Origin of the sequence: Tahibacter aquaticus (assembly GCF_004363655.1) — a bacterium.
In the GTDB taxonomy this organism is placed as follows: domain Bacteria; phylum Pseudomonadota; class Gammaproteobacteria; order Xanthomonadales; family Rhodanobacteraceae; genus Tahibacter; species Tahibacter aquaticus.
Genome location: NZ_SNZH01000004.1, coordinates 319,138 through 339,091, shown reverse-complemented (window position 1 = coordinate 339,091; position 19,954 = coordinate 319,138). Strand labels below are relative to the sequence as shown.

Here is a 19,954-nt window from a genome sequence, read left to right as displayed (position 1 = left end):
CCGCGGGGATGGCGCAGTGCCGTCCCTCATGACCGGCGTGCCCGACCCGGCCGCCACGAAGCCAGGAGTTACCCATGAAAGCCCCCGTTCGAGTTGCCGTTACCGGTGCCGCCGGCCAGATCGGCTATGCGCTGCTGTTCCGAATCGCCGCCGGCGACATGCTCGGTCCGGACCAGCCGGTCATCCTGCACCTGCTGGAAATCACCCCGGCGCTGCCCGCGCTGCAGGGCGTGGTGATGGAACTCAACGATTGCGCCTTCCCGACCCTGCACGGCGTGGTCGCGACCGACGACGCCAACGTTGCGTTCAAGGATGTCGATTTCGCCCTGCTGGTCGGCGCGCGTCCGCGCGGCCCCGGTATGGAGCGCAAGGATCTGCTCGAAGCCAACGGCGCCATCTTCGCGCCCCAGGGCAAGGCCATCAACGACCACGCCAAGCGCAGCGTCAAGGTGCTCGTGGTCGGCAACCCGGCCAATACCAATGCGCTGATCGCCCAGTCGAACGCGCCGGACCTCGATCCGAACTGCTTCACTGCCATGGTTCGCCTGGACCACAACCGCGCCATCAGCCAGCTGGCCGAAAAGACCGGTGCGCTCAATACCGACATCGCCCAGGTCACCATCTGGGGCAACCACAGCTCCACGCAGTACCCGGACGTGCACCATGCCTCGATCAAGGGCAAGCCGGCGCTGGAACAGATCGACCAGGCCTGGTACGAAGGCACCTTCATTCCGACCGTGCAGCAGCGCGGCGCCGCCATCATCAAGGCGCGCGGCGCGTCGTCGGCTGCTTCCGCTGCTTCGGCGGCGATCGACCATATGCGCAACTGGGCACTGGGCACAGCCGAGGGCGACTGGGTTTCCATGGGCATTCCGTCCGATGGCAGCTACGGCATCGAGCCTGGCGTGATCTACGGCTACCCCTGCACCTGCAAGGACGGCAAGTTCGCCATCGTGCAGGGCCTGGCGATCAACGAATTCTCCCGCGCCCGCATGGATGCCACTGAGAAGGAACTGCGCGAAGAGCGCGCCGGCGTCGAGCACCTGTTCGCCAAGTAACCCGCGTTTTCCGTTTCAATAAAAAAGGCGGCCTTGGCCGCCTTTTTTACTTGTCCAGATGCGCTACCTGGCGCAATGTTCGCATGCGTGAAGCTCAGTCCTTCGCCAGCACCTGCTTGTAGATCACCCCGCCCAGCGCTGCGCCGACCAGTGGCGCAATCCAGAACAGCCACAGCTGCTGTACCGCCCAGCCGCCGACGAACAACGCCACGCCGGTGCTGCGCGCCGGGTTGACCGAGGTATTCGTGACCGGAATGCTGATCAGGTGGATCAGGGTCAGGCACAGGCCGATCGCGATCGGCGCAAAACCCGCCGGCGCGCGGCCGTCGGTGGCACCCAGGATCACGATCAGGAAAAACGCCGTCAGCACGATCTCGCAGATCAGCGCCGCCTGCAGCGAATAGCCGCCCGGCGAATGCTCGGCATAGCCGTTGGACGCGAAGCCTGCCGATACGTCGAAGCCGGCCTTGCCCGAAGCGATCAGATACAGCACGCCGCCGGCGGCAATGCCGCCGAGTACCTGGGCGATCACATAGCCGAGCAGGTCTTTGGCCGGAAAGCGCCCGCCGACCACGAGGCCCAGCGACACCGCCGGATTGAAATGCCCGCCGGAAACATGGCCGACCGCGTAGGCCATGGTCAGCACGGTGAGGCCGAAGGCCAGCGAAACGCCGGTGAAACCTATTCCCAGCGACGGAAATGCCGCCGCCAGTACCGCACTGCCGCAACCGCCGAGAACCAGCCAGAACGTACCGAGAAATTCGGCCGCCAGACGCTTTGTCGCATTCATTTGCCTGCTCCCCATCGCCAGGACGATACCGGGTAGGACCGCGGCCGGCGCATCGTCCCGACGCCGGACCGGTTTGGCCGCCGCCGTCCCGGCTGGCGAGCCGCGCCATTCGTACCACGCCAGGGCAACAGTGGAAAGTAAACAAGTTCCACTTCTTCATACGGCGCTGTAAATGTTGCAGCGCGTCGAAATCAGCGGGATTCAGGGGGATTGCTGTCAAGGGAATATCGGCATACGCTGCCCGACGGCGCCGCATCCGGCGCCCGCTGCCGGGGGGCAGTGATTCGAAATCCACTGAGGAACATGACATGCAGAAGCTGTATGCAGGTTTTGCCGTGCTTGTGTTGGGGATGGGGAGCACGATGGCGGCCAATGCGGCTGGTATCGAACTGAGTCTGAGCCAGTCCGCCGAGAAAGATTTCGGCAGCGGCAAGATCGTCTATGCGCTGAGCAATACCACCGCGGCACCAGTGCAGGTGCTGCGCTGGATGACGCCGCTGGATGGCGTTTCCAACGATATTTTCAGCGTCAGCCAGAACGGCGCGCCGGTGGCCTATACCGGCCGCCTGGTCAAGCGTCCGGCGCCGACCGAAGCCGACTACGTCACCATCGCGCCTGGCCAGACGGTCAGCGTCGAAGTCGACCTGACTGCCTACTACGACATGCGTAAAGGTGGACAATACAGCGTCCGCTACAATCGCGACGGTCGCCAGGCGATCCGTGCGGCGGCCGAAGCCAGCCGCGGCGGCGTACAGGCCGGCGTGATCGACTTCGATATCGCCAAGGGCGGCAGCGTCGACGTGTTCGCCGACGCCGCGGCCGATGCCAGCGACGAGGGCGACAGCAAGGCCGGCGCCGGCATCCTCGCCGCCACGAACAGCTTCGTCAGCTGCAGCACCACGCGCCAGAACCAGATCGCGACGGCGCGCAACTCGGCAGCCACCTACGCCAACAATTCCAAGAGCTATCTGACCGCCGGCACCCAGGGCAGCCGCTACACCTGGTGGTTCGGCACCTACAACAGCTCGCGCTATTCCACGGTGCGCACGCATTTCAACAACATCTACAGCGCACTGACCACGCAGCCGTTCACCTTCGACTGCAGCTGCACCGACAGCGCCTACGCCTACGTCTATCCGAACCAGCCGTATCGCGTCTATCTGTGCAATGCGTTCTGGTCGGCCCCCAACACCGGCACCGACTCCAAGGCCGGCACCATTGTGCACGAAGTCAGCCACTTCACCGTGATGGGCGGCACCGACGACTGGGCCTACGGCCAGAGCGCCGCGCACAGCCTGGCTGGCAGCAACCCGGCTCGTGCCGTGGACAATGCCGACAGCCACGAGTACTTCGCCGAGAACACGCCGGCGCGCAACTGACATAACGCAACAGCCAGAAAAAAGGGCCGGTCATCCGGCCCTTTTTTTTTTGTGAAATCGTGCGCGACGTAGGTTGGGGTAAGCCGCAGGCGCACCCCGACATCGCGGTATCGCACCATCGAAGAACCCATGCCGAAGCAGTGTTTGCCAGCCCGGTGCAAACAAACCATGCCAAGGAATATCTGCCGCACCGGCCCAACGAAAAGCACCTCTTCGCTACAGGCCTTCTGTCGCGCTGATACCTCGATGTCGGGGGCGCCTTTGCGGCTCAAATCAATATGAATTAATGAACAATTCCATACCTTGCCCCCTTGATGCAGCGCAGATTGCCGCCTGCAAGTCGACTGCTTACGCTGAAAAACGGCAGCCGTCCGGCTGCCCGCTGCGGGGGCGGCGTCGCATCCATTCATTGAGGAATTGAGTCATGCATAAGCCTTATGCAGGTATTGCCGCGCTGCTGCTGGCCCTGGGCGGCGTGTCCGCGGCCAGCGCCGCCGGCCTGGAACTGCGTCTCGAACCCGCGTCTGCCAAGGAATTCGGCAGCGGCAAGATCGTCTACTCGCTGAGCAACACCGGCACGTCAACGCTACACGTGCTGCGCTGGATGACGCCGCTCGACGGTGTCTCCAACAATCTGTTCCGCGTCAGCCAGGATGGCCGGGCCGTTGCGTATACCGGGCGCCTGGTCAAGCGCGCCGCGCCGACCGAGTCAGACTACCTGCCGCTGGCGCCGGGCCAGAGCATCAGTGCCGAAGTCGATCTGACAGCCTATTACGACATGCGCAAAGGTGGACAATTCGGCGTCACCTACAATCGTGATGCGCGCCAGGTCGTGCGCGAAGCGGCCGAGGCGGCGCGTGGCGGGGCCGCCGCCGCCGTGCTCGATTTCGACATGGCCCAGCGTGGCGGCGTCGAGGTTTTCGCCGATGCCGCGATCGACGCCTTCGAAGAATTCGCGCCCAAGGCATCGACGGGTGTGCTGGCGCCGACCAACACCTTTGTCGGCTGCAGCACCACGCGCAAGAACCAGATTGCCACGGCGCGCAATTCTGCCGTCGGCTACGCGAGCAATTCGGCCAACTACCTGACGGCCAACAACACCGGCAGCCGCTACACCTGGTGGTTCGGCAGCTACAACAGCACGCGCTACGGCACGGTGCGCAACCAGTTCAACACCATCCACAGTGCGCTGAGCACGCAGCCGTTCACCTTCGACTGCAACTGCAATTCGCCGGGCGTGTATGCCTATGTCAATCCGAACCAGCCTTATACGGTCACCCTGTGCAACGCATTCTGGTCGGCGGCGAACACCGGCACCGACTCCCGCGCCGGCACGCTGGTGCATGAAGTCAGCCACTTCAACGTGGTCGCAGGCACCGACGACTATGCCTATGGCCAAGCCGATGCGCATGCACTGGCGCTGAGTTCGCCGTCGCAGGCCATCCATAACGCCGACAGCCACGAGTACTTCGCCGAAAACACGCCGCCGCGCAATTGATCGGCATGGACCGGGAGCGCGCCGTGGCGGCACTCCCGGTCCAGTGTGCCGTTGTGTAAATAGCTCGAATAGTTCAGGCGTCTTTCGCTGCAATCCTGCGTTGCGGCTTGTCGCCGCACTGGTAGTGCGTCTGCTCGCCACGCCTTGTCTTGCGGCGAAATCCATCGAAAATTTACTCAAGCTATTGACGCAACGGCGCACTAGGTTCTGCGCCTGAACCAGCCGGCGATGCTCAGACGCTCGCGGGTGGCCGGCAGCACTTCGTGTTCGATTTCCGCCGAAAGGAACAGCGCCAGGGTGCCGCCCTGCGGCACGACATCGACGTCCCCGCCCGGCAGGTACAGGCGCAGATGGCCGCCGTCGCGGGCGTCCCAGCCCTGGTTGAGATACAGCACAGAGGACAGCACGCGTGCATCGTCGTCGCGGAACCGGTCGCGATGGCGCGCATAGCCGGTGCCGGGCGGATACAGCGCGTAATGCGCCTCCACGCTTTCCAGTCCCAGCAGCAGTTGCCGGTTCAGTGTCGCCCGCAGCGGCTGCAGCGCCGACCAATAAGCCTGTTCCAGCGGTAGCGGTGCTTCGGCGTCGAGCCAGCGGGTACTGTCGCCACGCACGCCGCTGCGCTGCAGCGAGGTGCCGCGCCCGGTTGCTGCCGGCTGCAAGGCCTCCGCCGTGGCCAGTGCGCGGCAGTGCGCCGCCAGGGCGGCGACGGTGTCGCTGTCGAGGAACTGCGGCAACAGGGCATGCCCGTCGTCGCGCAGCGCCGCAGCGATTGTCGCATAGTTCACAAAATCAGTTTCGGCCATGGCCGCTTCAGAAGTCCGGCCGCAGCTTCACCTGGTCCAGTTCCTTGCGCAGCATGCGCTGGAACAGCGTCGGTGCCACCCAGCTGTAGACGCAGAAACCGAGCCAGGCATAGGTGACTGCGCTCGCCGCTGTCGGATAGCCCAGGTCGGCCAGTACCAGCGAGAGCAGGCGCACGCTCAGATACATGCCGACCAGCAGCAGCACCGTGCGTTTGCCGCTGCCGCCGCCGACGAAGGTGCTGAAGCGGAACCACAGGCCCAGCAGCGGATTGCGCCGCGCCTTTACCGCACTGAGCAGCTTCAGCGTATCGCCGTCGGCGGGCGAGTTGCGTACCGCCCAGATCGCGTGTTCGTAGGCTTCGTCGCTGCGGCCTTGCTGCAGAATGGCCCAGCCCAGCACCAGCAGCGCATCTTCGTCTTCGGGATCGCGGCGCAGCGCGTCGCGGGCTATGGCTTCGGCACGGACCGGGTCGCGCTCGTTGAGATGCCAGCGGGCCAGTGCCGCCTGGTTGGCCGCATCGTCGGGATCGATCGCGCAGGCGGCGTCGAGCAAGGTTCTGGCCTCGGCCGGGCGATCCTGTGCCATGTAGAAATTGGCCAGTTCGCGCAGCGGCCAGTCGGTGCCGGGTGCCAGTTCCACCGCGTTCTTCAGGTGTTCCTCGGCTTGCGCAGGCCGGCGCTGCGCATAGTTCACCTTGCCCGCGGCGAGATGGCTGAACCAGTGCTGCGGATCGAGCGCCAGCGCTGCATTTGCTTCATGCAGGGCTGCCGTCAGGCGATGCCGCTGCAACAGGCAGATGGCGAGCAGGGCGTGGGCAAATGCGTTCTGCACGTCCTGGCCCAGGGCCTGGGCCAGGCTTTCGATGGCTGCGTCGGTCTGGCCGCGCTGCAGCTGCTGCTGTGCCAGTCCGATCAGCGCATTGGCGGATTGGCTGTTCATCGCAGCACCAGCCCGAGCAGGCCGTCGCCGAACAGCGGTGCCACATACGGCCGTACCACGGCCATGCCGACCAGCAGCACGACGACGCCGTTCTTCACCTCGCCGCCGAAATAGGCGAACAGTTCGAAGGTGCGCGACTGGGTCAGGTACAGGCTGTAGGTGCAGGCCAGCATCAGGCCTACGGCGATCAGATAGACGTAGGGCAGTGCACCTTTTTCGATCCAGCCTGCCTGCAATGCCGCAATCATCAGCAGTACCAGCACCGCCTTGCCGCCCAGGGCCAGCGCAGCCAGGCCGATCTCGCGCTTCAGCGTCGGGCTGCCCAGGGCCACGCTGTTCAGCACGAACCAGGCCAGGCCGAACCAGGCGCCGACCAGCATGCTGCTGAGGAACGGCCACATCGGGTCGGCCACCACTGCGCTCAATGCGCCCGGCCGCGGTTCGTCGGGAAGTTTATAAGTAGCCATGTCAATTCTTTCCATGTTGACGAATGAACTCCAGCACGTCGTCGTACTGGCCGCCTTCGTTCGCATAGCGCGCGTAATTGCGCGCCGTGGTCAACCATTCCAGTGTCGTCGGCTTGACCTGGCTCAATGCGGCCTTGAGGTGTTCCGCGCCCAGCGCCACTTCGTCGCCGGCGGCCAGGCTGGCGTCGATGGCCTCGTCGACGGCCGTGTCGACCAGATGGCGCAGGTCGGCGCCGGAAAACGCCGAGGTGCTGCGGGCAAGGCCGGCGATGTCGACGGCGGCGGCCAGCGGCCGGCCCTTGAGCAGCCCGCGCAGAATATCTTCGCGCGCCGTCTGGTCCGGCGGCGGCACGAACAACACGCGGTCGAAGCGCCCGGGCCGGCGGAAGGCCGGGTCTACCGCCCAAGGCACGTTGGTCGCGCCGAGAATCAGCACGCCCTGATTGTTCTGCGCAAACCCGTCCAGTTCGGCCAGGAACTGGCTGACCAGCTTGGAGGTAGTCGCTTCGCGCGAATATTCGCGCTTGCCGCCCAGCGCCTCGATCTCGTCGAAGAACATCACCGCCGGCGCGCTGCGGCGGGCCTGGTCGAACAGCGCATGCAGCTTGCGCTCGGATTCGCCCATCCACATGTCCAGCACGTCTTCGATGGCGATATTGAAAAACTTCGCGCCGCACTCGCCGGCCGTGGCGCGGGCCAGCAGGGTCTTGCCGCAGCCGGGCGGGCCGTACATCAGAATGCCGCCGCCGGCCTTGCGCCGGAAGCGCTCGAACAGCGACGGCTTCTGGAACGGAGTGATGATGCGGCGGCGGATCTGCTGCTTCACCGCATCCAGGCCGCCGACGTCGGCAAAGCCGATGCGCTCGGTTTCCGGCGCCAGGCGGCGTACCACGTCGTCGCCGTCGATCTCGTCGGCGGCGACGGTGCGCTCGGCGCCGAAGCGCCGAGCCGCATCCAGCGACACCACCTTGCCGCGCAATTCCGCCGCAATGCGTTCGTCTTCCAGGGTCGGATTGGCCTGTACCGCGCGGCGGTATTCGCGTTCGGCTTCTTCGCGCCGGTTCAGGGCGAGCAGGGCGCGTACCCGGGCGATGCCGGCTTCTGGCGTCTCGTCGCCGGCCAGCTGCAGTGCGCGCTGGTTGTCGCCGTGAACGCCGGCCAGGCGCGACAGGCGCAGGCGCAGATTCAGCGGCAGCGCAGCCAGCGCCGCTGCGGGCAGCCCGTCCAGCACGCGACAGGCGCGGGCATGTTCGTTGGCATCGGCACAGGCGCCCAGCAGCAGCTCGGCCAGGGGAAGGTTGTCGGGCGAGGCGGCGAGGGCGCGTTCCAGCCCATCCAGCTGATCGGTTTGCATGAGGGCACTGCGCGGGGAAAGGCCAAGCTTGCCAACAGGGCGCCTGGCCGACAAGCTTGCCGCAATCCCGCTACTTTTGACCGGCCGCTGCGCACGCGGCCGCATCGCCTGCATGAATTCCAGTATTGTCGTCGTGGTCTGGCTGGTCATCCTCAACGCGGTCATGTTCACCGCGCAATTGTTCCTCGGCGACAAGGTGCTGCTATACCTCGCGCTGTGGCCGCCGGGGGATCACGTCGTCGCCAGCATCGGCACGCGTACCTTCAGTGCCGGGTTCCAGCCGCTGCAACTGCTCAGCTACGGTTTCCTGCACGGCGATTTCTTCCATATCGGCATCAACCTGATAGGCCTGGTGCTGTTCGGGCCGCTGCTGGAACGTTGCATGGGCGCGGGGCATTTCCTGTTCTATTACTGCTTCTGCCTGGTCTGTGCCGGCGTCGCCCAACTGCTGGTCGGGCTGGGCGATGCACAAGCTGCTGCCACGATAGGCGCTTCGGGCGCGATCTATGGCCTGCTCGCCGCGGCCGCCTCGCTCTATCCCGAGCGCAAGCTGCTGCTGATTCCGCTGCCCGGCGAGCTGGAGGCGCGCACCCTGGCCTGGCTGCTGGCGGGTATTTCCGTGCTGCACGGCGTGTTCGGCACCAATGCCGGCGTCGCCCATTTCGCCCATCTGGGCGGCATGCTCGGCGGCTATCTGCTGGTGCAATACTGGCGCGGGCGCCTGCCGATCCAGCCGAATCGCATCCTCGAACCTTGAGCAGCGCCGCGGTTTCCCCGCCCCGCCGCCTGGCGCCGTCCTCATGCCCAATCGACGCGCCGCGATGTAGCATCGGCGCACTGGCCGGCGGCGGCCGCCGGCCCGTTCACAGCCATTTCTCAGGGAAGGCCCGGCCTTGAATAAACAAAACCACTTTTCCATGATTCGCGGTTTCCACCTGGCCGACTGGTTCACCCTGGCCAATGCCGGCTGCGGCATGGCGGCCGTATTCGCCGCCATGGCCAGCATCGCGCCGGGCAGCCGCATCAGCCTGCTGCTGGCCGCTGCCTTCATTCCCGCCGCGTTCGTCTTCGACGTGCTCGACGGCCGCATCGCCCGCTGGCGCCAGCAGCAGTCGGCGCTGGGGCGCGAACTCGATTCCCTGGCCGACGTGATCTCCTTCGGCGTCGCCCCGGCCGTGATCGGCTATGCCGCCGGCATGAACGGCATGTGGGATTGCCTGATCCTCGGCTATTTCGTCTGCTGCGGCGTCAGCCGCCTGGCGCGCTACAACATCACCGCCGAGGCGCTGTCCAGCAACGACAGCGGCAAGGTCAAGTATTTCGAAGGCACACCGATTCCGACCAGCCTGCTGCTGGTCGTCGTCGTCGCCATTGCCGTGTGGACAGGCCACAGCCACAACGCACTGTGGTTCGGTGCCGTCGAAATCGGCCCCTGGACGCTGCACCCGTTCGCGCTGATCTACGCCGTCAGCGGTTCGCTCATGATCAGCAAGACGCTGCGTATTCCCAAGTTGTAGCGGCTCGTGCGCAGCGGGCGTACAGAAAAATAGACGCGCCGCTTAACCGAAAACCCACGCTGCGCGCACGCCGCATCCCTAGGATTTCGTGTACCACCCGCCACGAAGTCTCGCCATGACCCTGATCCCGCCCAGCCGCCTGCTGTCGCTGGCGCTGCTGCTTGCCGCCGGCCCTGCCGCTGCGATCAGCATCGACAGCGCCAGTGTCACGAACCTTTCCGTCGCGCAGGAAAGCAATGGCCATACCGGCGCAGCGCTGGCGGTCAGCCACAACGGGCGCTACGCCGTGTTCGTGTCGTACGCGAACAACCTCATTGCCGTCGATACCAACCATCGCGCCGATCTCTTTCTCTACGACGCGCAGGGCGACAGCGTCGAGCGCGTCAGCCTGCGCGACAGCGGCGAAGCGTCGATGGGCGGCAGCATCGACAACGCCGCCGTTACCGACGATGGCCGTTACGTATTCTTCAGCTCCACCGCGCGCGATCTCGTCGCGGGCGTCGACCAGGGCACGGCGCAGATCTACGTGCGCGACCGCGTCGCCGGAACCACGCAACTCGTCTCGCAGGACGGCAATGGCGCGCCGCTAGACGACGCCATCGTCTTCAACGGCATCAGCGCGGATGGTCGCTATGTACTGCTGGCGTCCGTGCTGCCGTTGCTGCCGGCCGATACCAACGACCTTCACGATCTCTACCGGCTCGACCGCAGCAATGGCACCTACGCGCTGGTCAGCGCCGGCATCGGCGGCGTGCCGGCCAATCGGTTCAGCACCACCGGCAAGCTCTCTGCAAACGGGCACCATGTCGCGTTCAACAGCAGCGCGGTCAACCTGGTTGCTGGCGACACGCCGGGTACCAATGACCTTTTCCTGCGCGATGTCGATGCTGGCACCACGTTGCTGGCCAGCCGGACCACGGCCGGGTCCTTCTTCTCGGGCCACCGCCAGCCCATGCTGGCGACAGGTGCGAGCCTGTCGGTCGATGGCCGTTACGTTGTATTCAATACCGCCGCCGCGCTTGACCCGCTCGACACCAATGGCCGCAACGACGGCTATCTGTTCGATCGCGATACGCTCTCCGTGCGCCGCATCACGCTGGCCTCGACGGGCGGACAGATCGCCGACGAGGCCATGGTGAATTCGATCTCGGCCGACGGCAGTGTTGTTACCTTCACGTCGCCCGGCGCCGTGCTGCCGGGACAAAGCGCCGGTATCAGCCGCAGCTATCGCCGTGCGCTTGCCCAGGTAGAGCCGCAACCGATCGTGCTGCGCCCGCCCGGCCAAGTCGACGCTGTCAGCGCATGCCATCTCGCCGGCGATGCTTCCGTGGCGTATTGCCAATTTCAAAGCGGCTCGGCGCATGACCTGTTCCACAACAGCTTCGTCAACCTCTATCTCGCCGCTTTCCCGCAGACCGATGTGCGCCGCGTCAGCCGGCCGCTGGACACGCCGAGCGCCGTCGCCAACCACGACAGCGGTTTCTTCAGCGTCAGTGCCAGCGCCGACGGGCGCTACGTGGTCTTCGATTCCGTTGCCACCAATCTGGTCGTCGGCGATCTCAACGGCCGGCGCGACGTGTTCCTGCGCGACCGCGTCGCCGGTACCACCGAACGCATCAACCGACTGCCCGGCGGCGGCGAGAGTCCCTGTGGCGCTACCCGATCCCAGATATCCGCCGATGGCCGCTACATCGTGTTCGAAAGCTGCGCGCACCTGGTACCCGGGATTGTCGACAACGGCTACCAGCAGATCCTGCGCTACGACCGTGCCAGCGGCGTCATTGCCGTCGTCAGCCGCAATGCGCAGGGGGCTATCGGCAACAACATTTCCATCCTCAGGGATATCTCCTCCGACGGCGGCGTCGTCGGCTACGTGTCGCTGGCTACCAACTTGCTCGCCGTTCCTGGCAATCCCTACGGCGACAGCTACGTGAGCGACCTGAACGCCGGTACCGTGGAAGCCGTAAGCCGCCGCGCCGACGGACAGTCGGCAGGCGCCGGCCTGGACTTGCAGCTCTCTGCGACGGGTCGCTACGCAGTGTTCTCCCACACCCTCAGGCTGGTTCCTGCCGATACCAACGACGTCGAAGATGTCTACGTATTCGACCGCCTGACGGCCCAGACCGAGCGCGTCAATCTCGATGCCGCGGGAAACCAGTTGGAAGAACGAGGCAGCACAGCTGCCGGCATCTCTGCCGACGGCCGCCTGGTGCTGTTCGGGTCTTACGGGGCTGTCCCTGGAGCCGGTGGCAGCGGCTTCTACGTACGCGACCGCGTCAGTGGAGCGCTGGACCTGGTGAGCGTCGACAGCGACGGCGAGCCGCTGGGGTACTACGGCGGAGACGCCTCGATGTCGGACGATGGCGCTCTCGTCGCCCAGCGCTGCCTCTGCGACGGCGACGACGGCACGGGCAGCCTGAACTACAATGCCCAGCCCTACGTATTCGACCGGCGCAGCCGTCACCTGCAGCGCATCACTCCGACCGGTGCCGACAACCCTGCCGACCAGCTGAAGCTGATCGGCAATGGCGACTATCTCGTGTTCAATTCAAGCGCCGGCAACCTGGTCGCCGGCGAAGGCAACAACCACTTCCTCGACGCCTTCATCGCCAGCAACTTCGGCGACGTGCTGTTCGCCGACGGACTCGGCGACGAGTAGGAAACGCCGTAGCGTGCATCAGGCACAGGCCGATGCACGCTGCAGTTCGCTGCAACTGCTGCGCTGCGTAGTTGTAAGGTGGAAAGCGCGGCGAAAGAAGCGTAGTGGATGCTGCGAACGCGGGGCGTGTCGATATGTTCCGCCGTTGCCGGCGCACCATTCTCTGCCGGCGGCAGCGAAATCGTGATGGCCGCCTTCCGGTCGGCCACGCAACGCATCGCATCATTCATCGCGCGTCCCCTGTTTGGCGCGAGTGTCCGGCGCACGGAAAGGCAGGCAAGCGTTCACCAGCCTAGCCAGTCCGTCGCCCAGCACGACGAGCGCTATCAGCGCCGGCATGCCGAGCATCAAGGCAAACAGGGCGATGACAAAGTCCAGCGCAAAGAGCCCAGCCTGTGCCGTCGGCTCGATCCGCTTCATCCTGCCTCCGAGATCTGTAGTCGCGGCGCTGCTGTCTCATCTGCAACGCCCTGCTCAGTTGCCGTCCCGAAAATGAGCACCCGCCGTGAGCATGCGTCTGACGATCTGCCATCGCTGCGGCATACGACCTGCGCGGCTGCCGGCGGTACTTGCTGCCGCCTGGTTGCAGCGGCAACAGACCGTGGAGCCGACTGCGCGAATCCCCTCTGTGCGGCTGCGGCGAAAACGTGCCCGACAGCCGCTCCACGCCGGCTGTACGCAATGCCGCAGTGCAACACTCCGGCAGGACGTATCCGAATCAAGCCTTCAACCCATTAATCTGCTTGCGTGCTTCAACGCGGCAATACCACACTGGGCCATTGCACTGCTCAAAGGAGCCTGCCATGGAAACCCCGGCCATCCCCGCCGTCAGCGCTGCCGCCGATACCCTGCGCCGCGACCTGAGCGTCGCCAAGAACCTGTTCTTCGGCGAGATCGTCGAAGAGAATTTGTTTCCTTATCCCAAAATGCGCGAGCGCGACCGCGACATGCTCGGCGCCATGGTCGACGCGCTGGACGATTTTCTCGCGCCGAAGCATGCAGATCTGGCGCATTACGACCGCAATGCCGAGCAGCCGCCGGAGTTCATCCAGGCGCTGCGCGACATGGGCCTGTTCGGCCTGATCATTCCCGAGGAATTCGGCGGTCTCGGGCTTTCCAATGCCGCCTACGCGCGCGTGCTGGCGCAGACCAGTTCGCACGATTCGTCGGTATCGCTGACTATCGGCGCGCACAGTTCCATCGGCATGAAGGGCCTGCTGCTGTTCGGCAGCGACGCGCAGAAAGCCAGATACCTGCCCAGGCTGGCCAGCGGCGAAATCATCGCGGCATTCTGCCTGACCGAATCCGGTGCTGGCTCCGACGCTGCTTCGGTCCGCACCAAGGCCACGCGCGGCGACGACGGCAGCTGGCTGCTCAATGGCGAGAAGATCTGGATCACCAACGGCGGCATTGCCGGCTTCTATACCGTATTCGCCAAGACCGATACGCCCGAAGGCAAGATGACCGCGTTCATCGTCGAGGCCGGCCAGCAAGGCGTCAGCCACGGCCCGCACGAAGACAAGATGGGCATACGCGCCTCCAGCACCACCACCGTCGCCTTCAGCGACGTGCGCGTGGCGGCGGAGAACGTGCTCGGCGAGGTGGGCAAGGGCTTCAAGGTGGCCATGGCCATCCTCAACAACGGCCGCACCGGCCTGGGCGGCGGCGCCGTCGGCGGCATGAAGACACTGATCAGGCTCGCCTGTGCCCAGGCCAAGGACAGAAAGCAGTTCGGCCGTCCCATCGCCGAGTTCGGCCTGGTGCGGGAGAAAATTGCACAAATGAGCATCGACTGCTTCGCCGCCGAAAGCGCGGTCTGGATGGTCGCGCACTACATCGATTCGGGCTGTACCGACTATTCCACCGAAGCTGCCATCAGCAAGGTATTCGCCAGCGAAGCCGTGCAGCGCGCCAGCTACGAGGCCCTGCAGATCGCCGGCGGCAACGGTTTCATGCGCGAGTTTCCGTATGAGCAGATCACCCGCGACACACGCATCCTGTCCATCTTCGAAGGCACCAACGAAATCCTGCGCCTGTATATCGCCCTGTCGGGCCTGAAGGACGTCGGCGCCAACCTGGGCGAACTCAAATCCGCGGTCGGTAATATTTTCAACGATCCGATCAAGGGCTTCGGCGTGCTCAGCACCTACGTGCGGCGCAAGGCCAGCGAAACCACCGGCTACGGCACCGACAAGATCCTGCGCGAACTGCATCCCAGCCTGCGCAAGGCGGCGGCCACCTACGAGAAGTACGTGGTCGAGCTGAGCAAGGCCGCCGATGGCCTGCTGCGCCAGTTCGGCAAGGCCATCGCCGACCAGCAGCACGCACAGAAGCGTATCGCCGACATGGCCATCGACCTGTTCGTCGGCCTGTGCGTGCTGTCGCGCGCCGACAGCCTTGTGCGGGAAAACCACGCGGAACAGCACAATGCGATCGGCATCGCCGAAATCTTCACGCGCCAGGCGCGCCGCCGCCTGATGCGCAATGTGCGCGGCATGACGATCAACGAGGACAAGGCGATCGAAGCACTGGCCAGCGCGGTGCTGGAAAAGGGCGCGGTCGGCTGGGATGTGATCTGAAGCCTGTGCCGCGCCGGCACTGGCCGGTGCCATCCCGCCCGCGCAGCGGACCTGCGCGGGCGCCCGCGACACACCCACAGCAGTAGGGACAACAACGCCTCTTTCTGAGGGTTTTGCGCATTCCGCCGCTTGTAGCCCTTTGCTATTTTCCCAAACGACGCAGTCGGTCTTGCGGGGAGCGTAGCGGCTGTCTGTTTCAGTGCTTCGAATTCATGCCCGGCGTGGGGGCGACCCCCGGTCGCCCTGTCGGCAGCGCGCCGCCTTTGGTCCGCAGAGGAGTTGGCTATGCGTATGCAGAAATTCCGTTCGTCGCCTGCTTTTGTCGCTGTTTTTGCCGCAGCGGCGGTGTGCCTTGCCGCCTGTGCCTCGCAGCCGTCACCGCGTAGCGCCAGGCCTGCGGCGGCGAGCACCACGCCGCCCGATACCATCATCATCAATACGAATATCGTCACCCTGGCCGCCGCGCCGGCAGCGGCCACGGCCGAAGCGCTGGCGATCACCGGCGGCAAGATCACGGCGATAGGCACGACGGCAGCCATGCAGGCCCTGGTCGGCCCGAATACCGTCAGCTATACGCCACCAGCCGGCACGACCCTGCTGCCCGGTTTCATCGATCCGCATTCGCATATGTCGGCGGTCGGCTTCTACAGCGACACGGCGCACTGGACCGACGTGTCCGGCGCCAACCTGCTGTTCAAGCCGCTGCCCGGCAGCAAGGCCTGTACCGAGCCGACCAATCCGCAAGTGTGCTTTATTCCGGTACAGACCCAGGACGACGTCAACGCACGCCTGACCACCGCGCTGTCGCAGGTCGATCCATCCAGCCTGACGCCTTACGTACTCGCCTTCAACTACGATCCGGCGCGCCTGGGCAAAAGCAGCGGCTGCAGCAGCGGCGTGTCGTTCCAGTGCACGACATTCGAGAACGGCCAGGCCCTGGCCCAGCTCAATGCGATTTCGAACCAGGTGCCGATCATGGTGGCCAGCCAGTCCGGCCATATCGCTTACGTCAACACGCCGGCGCTGACGCTGCTGAATATCTGCGGCACGCCTGGCGCGATTTCCGGCTGCTACCAGCCGACGACCAACCCGACCCAGGAAACCCAGCTGGCCAACCTGGGCCAGCTCGACGAAGACCTGGCCCTGTACGCGATCAGTTTCTTCCAGACCAAGATACTCGACGCCAACAAGGGCCTGGGCGCTTCCCTGATCCAGAAAGCGGCCACCATCTACGCCCAGCATGGTTATACGGTGGCGCAGGAAGGCGCCGCCGCGGCGAGCCTGATGGCCTTGTACTTCTCGGCGCTCGATACGCCGGCCGAACAGGCAGCCTATCCGCTGACCATGGCCATCGTTGCCTACGATGCCACCAGCAGCGACTACACCAAGACAATCAACGCTGCCAGGGCAGGGCGCGTGCTGTTCGGTAAAAACCCGCTGCTCAACGTGGCCGCGGTCAAGACCTTTGCCGACGGCTCGCCGCAGGGCTTTACCGCCTGGCTCAGCGAGAGCTATCTGAACCTGTACAACCCTTTCACCGACCCCAATATCTTCCAGCAGCCGTATACCGGCCTGCCCGATGTCACCCAGTCCGAAATGACGACGCGCCTTACCAACGCGCACCAGGCCGGCTTTCCGATGCTGATCCACCAGAACGGCGATGCCGCCACGACCGCGGCACTGGCGGCGCTGGCTGCCGCTCCCCCGCCGCCGGCGGGCACGCGCGACGTGGTCGTGCACGCACCCATGATCACCCCCAGCCAGCTCGCCGCGATCAACCCACAGCAGGTCACCGTAAGTTTCCTTTTGCCCAATGTGTACTACTGGGGCCTGCCGGAGTGCCAGCAGATCATCGGCGCGCCCGATACGGTGAACATGTATCCCGTCGCCACGGCGGCGAAATCCGGCGTCAACTTCACCTTGCATACCGACAGCCCGGTCACGCCGCCAGCGCCGCTGTTCGCCATCTGGGCCGCGGCGCGGCGCTACGCGCAGCAGCCGAGCTGGTATCCGAATACCAATCCGGCGAACTGCCCGCCTACCATGGTGTCCAGCAGCGGCACCGGCAACCAGACCATCAGCATCGCCCAGGCCGTACAGGCCTATACCGTCAACGCGGCCTGGCAATATGGCATGGAAGCCACCCGCGGCACGCTGGAAGTGAACAAGTTCGCTGACATCGTGATGCTGTCGGCCAATCCGCTCAGCATGCAGGACAACGTCGACCAGCTCAGCACCATCCAGATCGTCGGCACCTACAGCCAGGGCCGGCGCTTCATGAATGCGGCACCGACGACGAACTGGCCGGAGCAGACGCCGGGAAACTAGCCGGCATCGCCGGCCGATAAACCGTCCTCGCTCCTTGCGCCGCCGCATCCCCGTCCCGCATGCCGGGCGGGGATGCGGGCGCTACCACCGTACGCGCCGTCGCGCCGCCTAACATCTTCCGAACATGTGCGCGACCAGCATGCGGCAGCATAGGTGAAGCCCGCCGCGAGCGATTCAGGGGACGCCCGGCACCGCATCCGTGCCGGCACGACGTCGCGTCCGGGCAAAAACATCTCCTGCCGCTCACACTGGTTTAAGCCTGCGATGCCTCAGCGAATGTCCTTGTCGATGCGCGGCACCTGCGCCGTCTTGTTGTGCCTGGGGTCGACTGCCGTAGCGGCATTGCAGGCGACAGTGCCGCAACGGGAAACCGTCAGTTACCTTGGCGGGCCGTCTGAAGGCCCCTGCGGCCTTCCGCAGCTTTCCGCCACGGCGCGCTATCTGGTGTTTACCTGTATCGCACGCGACCTGGTGCCGGGCCAGTTCGCCGGCACCTACAACACATACCGGCGGGATCGCAGCACCGGCATCGTCACGCGGGTCAGCATCGACAGCCAGAACCGGCCCGAGAGCGGTGGCGGCGACCGTGGCTTTGTTTCTGCCGACGGCAACCAGGTCGTCTTCAGTTCATCGACACGCCTGCATCCCGATGTGCCGCCGCGTCCGATCGGCGGCCCGGCCGACGTGTTTCCCAGCCACGTATTCCTGCGTGATCTTGCGGCCAGTACCACCCAGCTGATCGCGCGCGATCCACGCGGCGCAGCGCCACCGCGTTACGGCGCGCGTCTGCTCGATGTCGCGTTTGCCCGCAGCCTGGTGGCGTTTGACGCATCGACAGACCTGATGGCCGACCCACCACTGCCGTTCTCCCAGCCCAACCAGCTCTACCTGCGCAACTGGCAGAGCGGATCGCTGGAGCGCATCAACGTCAGGCCCGACGGCGGTGCCAGCGCGTTCGATGCCTACGCGCCGAGCATTTCCCCCGATGGCCGCTACATCGCATTTCTGTCGGGCGCGAGCGATCTGGGGCCGGCCAATCCGACCGGCGACAGCCAGCTGCTGCTGCGCGATCGCCAGAACCAGACCACGCAGCGCATCAGCGTGCCGTATCACGGTGGAGAATTTGCGCGCGCCTACTATCAATGGGGCAGTGCCCAATTCAGCGGGGATGGGCGCTATCTGGCGATCACGGCAGACAGCGAAGAACTGGTGCCCGGCGGTGCGCCGGATTTTCTCGATGCCTACGTAGTCGATCTGGCCACGCGCCGGTTCGAGCTGATCTCCACCGGTCATGCGGGCCAGGCGCCCGACAACGCCAGCTTCAACAGCGTGGTCAGTGGCAATGGCCGCTATGTCGCTTTCTATAGCCGTGCCCGCAACCTGACGGCGACGCCGCAGCCTTACCCTGCGGTGTATGTGAAAGATCGCGCCACCGGCGATATCGTCAATGTATCGGCCGCGCTGGGCGAACCGCATCAATACCATGTCTCCGATATCAGTCTGTCGGAAGACGGTTCCGCCGTCGCATTCAGCTGGCGCCACCGGGCCGACGAGCCGCTGCTGGGTGGCCGCTGGCTGATCTATTCCGCACGTCTGAGCGGTGCGCCGCTGGCGCCGCCGATGCCCGTTCCTGTGCTGGGGCCGCGCGCGGCGGGGATGCTCGGCATCGGTATCGTCATGCTCGGCTTGTATGCCCTGCGCCGTCGCGCAACCCGGCGGCGAGTTGCCAGCCGGTATCCGCGCGCGTTGTAGTCGTAATGGAAGGTTTGCAAAAATATGCCGGCACGCCCGACCGGACGTGTTTTTTGAAATCAGGGGAAAACTTGCATGACGACTACCACCCGCCTGCTGCGCTGGGCGCTGCTGCTGTGCGCCGCCGTTCTGCTGAGCGCCTGCGCCTACGGACGCAAAATCGCCTACAGCACCACGGTTCCCGATATCGAGCCCCAAGGCACGCTGTCGGTCGCGGTAGGCACGTCGGACCAGCGGCCGTATATCGTCTCGGGCGACAAGACCCCCACCTTCGTCGGCCTGATGCGCGGCGGCTACGGCAATCCGTTCAACGTCAACACCGTCAGCGGCGCGCCGCTGGCCGACGACATCAATGCTTCGCTGTCGTCGGCACTGTCGGCGCGCGGCTTCACTGCGAGCAGCGTTTCCATCGCCAGCAGCGATAGCACGCGGGCGGCCAAGGAAAAGCTGGTTGCCAAGGGCGCGGAGCGTTCGGTCTTCGTGGTGCTGAACGAATGGAAGAGCGATACGTTCATGAATACCAGCCTGCTCTTCGACGTGGTGATCCGGGTGTTCGATGGCGGTGGCAATGAACTGGGCTCGGCCGACTTCAAGGGCAACGACAATATCGGCCGCGGCGTCATCCTCGACGCCTACAAGCGCAAGATGGAAAGCTGGTTCTCCGATCCGCGCATCGTCAAGGCGTTGCAGTAGTCGCGCATGGCGCTGGCAACACGCCCCGCGTGATCGCGGGGCTTGTTGCGGACGTTTCTCCGCCGGCCGGGACGCGGCTTTGCGCATTCAGGTGTGCAAGCGCGGCCGCTGACCAAGCCGCCGCCCGTGCAGCG

General features: G+C 65.2%; 16 protein-coding genes. 10 read left to right on the top strand and 6 right to left on the bottom strand.

From position 1 onward, the window contains the following. Nucleotides 1–74: 74 nt before the first annotated feature. Complete coding sequence (locus DFR29_RS08880) at nt 75–1,058, top strand: malate dehydrogenase (RefSeq protein ID WP_133818224.1); 984 nt, start codon at nt 75–77, stop codon at nt 1,056–1,058. Nucleotides 1,059–1,152: 94 nt separating this feature from the next. Here DFR29_RS08880 and aqpZ read toward each other — a convergent pair whose 3' ends face one another. Continuing rightward, nucleotides 1,153–1,848, bottom strand: a complete 696-nt coding sequence (gene aqpZ, locus DFR29_RS08875) for an aquaporin Z (protein ID WP_133818223.1) — start codon at nt 1,846–1,848, stop codon at nt 1,153–1,155. 308 nt (nt 1,849–2,156) lie between these two features. Between aqpZ and DFR29_RS08870 the strand changes: the two genes are divergently transcribed. Next, a complete protein-coding gene (locus DFR29_RS08870; protein ID WP_243745995.1) occupies nt 2,157–3,227 on the top strand; it encodes a M35 family metalloendopeptidase in 1,071 nt (356 codons plus the stop codon). Nucleotides 3,228–3,651: 424 nt separating this feature from the next. Beyond that, complete coding sequence (locus tag DFR29_RS08865; RefSeq protein ID WP_243745994.1) at nt 3,652–4,725, top strand: M35 family metalloendopeptidase; 1,074 nt, start codon at nt 3,652–3,654, stop codon at nt 4,723–4,725. A gap of 200 nt (nt 4,726–4,925) precedes the next feature. Here DFR29_RS08865 and DFR29_RS08860 read toward each other — a convergent pair whose 3' ends face one another. Genes DFR29_RS08860 through DFR29_RS08845 form a run of 4 tightly spaced genes read right to left on the bottom strand, consistent with a single transcriptional unit; the run spans nt 4,926 to nt 8,292 of the window. Further along, complete coding sequence (locus DFR29_RS08860) at nt 4,926–5,531, bottom strand: 2OG-Fe(II) oxygenase (protein ID WP_133818222.1); 606 nt, start codon at nt 5,529–5,531, stop codon at nt 4,926–4,928. A gap of 7 nt (nt 5,532–5,538) precedes the next feature. After that, a complete protein-coding gene (locus DFR29_RS08855) occupies nt 5,539–6,471 on the bottom strand; it encodes a tetratricopeptide repeat protein (protein WP_133818221.1) in 933 nt (310 codons plus the stop codon). Continuing rightward, nucleotides 6,468–6,938, bottom strand: a complete 471-nt coding sequence (locus DFR29_RS08850) for a hypothetical protein (protein WP_133818220.1) — start codon at nt 6,936–6,938, stop codon at nt 6,468–6,470. The genes DFR29_RS08855 and DFR29_RS08850 overlap by 4 nt, the downstream gene beginning before the upstream one ends. A gap of 1 nt (nt 6,939) precedes the next feature. Then, the gene (locus tag DFR29_RS08845) at nt 6,940–8,292 is read right to left on the bottom strand and encodes an ATP-binding protein (RefSeq protein ID WP_133818219.1); all 1,353 of its coding nucleotides are present in this window, start codon (nt 8,290–8,292) and stop codon (nt 6,940–6,942) included. Between the two features lie 112 nt (nt 8,293–8,404). Between DFR29_RS08845 and DFR29_RS08840 the strand changes: the two genes are divergently transcribed. The 3 genes from DFR29_RS08840 (at nt 8,405) to DFR29_RS08830 (ending at nt 12,468) form a co-directional block, all read left to right on the top strand. Next, on the top strand, nt 8,405–9,049 hold the full coding sequence (locus DFR29_RS08840) for a rhomboid family intramembrane serine protease (protein ID WP_166653972.1): 645 nt from the start codon (nt 8,405–8,407) through the stop codon (nt 9,047–9,049). Between the two features lie 160 nt (nt 9,050–9,209). Continuing rightward, nucleotides 9,210–9,809: a CDP-alcohol phosphatidyltransferase family protein gene (locus tag DFR29_RS08835; protein ID WP_133818340.1), complete on the top strand. Its 600-nt coding sequence runs from the start codon at nt 9,210–9,212 to the stop codon at nt 9,807–9,809. Nucleotides 9,810–9,924: 115 nt separating this feature from the next. Then, entirely contained in the window at nt 9,925–12,468 is a 2,544-nt protein-coding gene (locus tag DFR29_RS08830; protein ID WP_133818217.1) for a TolB family protein, read from the top strand. Nucleotides 12,469–12,690: 222 nt separating this feature from the next. On the opposite strand, the gene DFR29_RS08825 is transcribed toward DFR29_RS08830, so the two are convergent. Continuing rightward, on the bottom strand, nt 12,691–12,888 hold the full coding sequence (locus tag DFR29_RS08825) for a hypothetical protein (RefSeq protein WP_133818216.1): 198 nt from the start codon (nt 12,886–12,888) through the stop codon (nt 12,691–12,693). A gap of 383 nt (nt 12,889–13,271) precedes the next feature. Here DFR29_RS08825 and DFR29_RS08820 point away from each other — a divergent pair, with 383 nt between their 5' ends. From DFR29_RS08820 to DFR29_RS08805, 4 genes are all read left to right on the top strand, one after another. Then, complete coding sequence (locus DFR29_RS08820; protein ID WP_133818215.1) at nt 13,272–15,047, top strand: acyl-CoA dehydrogenase family protein; 1,776 nt, start codon at nt 13,272–13,274, stop codon at nt 15,045–15,047. Between the two features lie 285 nt (nt 15,048–15,332). After that, complete coding sequence (locus DFR29_RS08815) at nt 15,333–17,375, top strand: amidohydrolase (RefSeq protein ID WP_133818214.1); 2,043 nt, start codon at nt 15,333–15,335, stop codon at nt 17,373–17,375. Nucleotides 17,376–17,651: 276 nt separating this feature from the next. Further along, nucleotides 17,652–19,127: a TolB family protein gene (locus DFR29_RS08810; protein ID WP_166653971.1), complete on the top strand. Its 1,476-nt coding sequence runs from the start codon at nt 17,652–17,654 to the stop codon at nt 19,125–19,127. A 75-nt stretch (nt 19,128–19,202) separates the two neighbouring features. Continuing rightward, complete coding sequence (locus DFR29_RS08805) at nt 19,203–19,820, top strand: hypothetical protein (RefSeq protein ID WP_133818212.1); 618 nt, start codon at nt 19,203–19,205, stop codon at nt 19,818–19,820. The last annotated feature ends 134 nt before the right edge of the window (nt 19,821–19,954 follow it).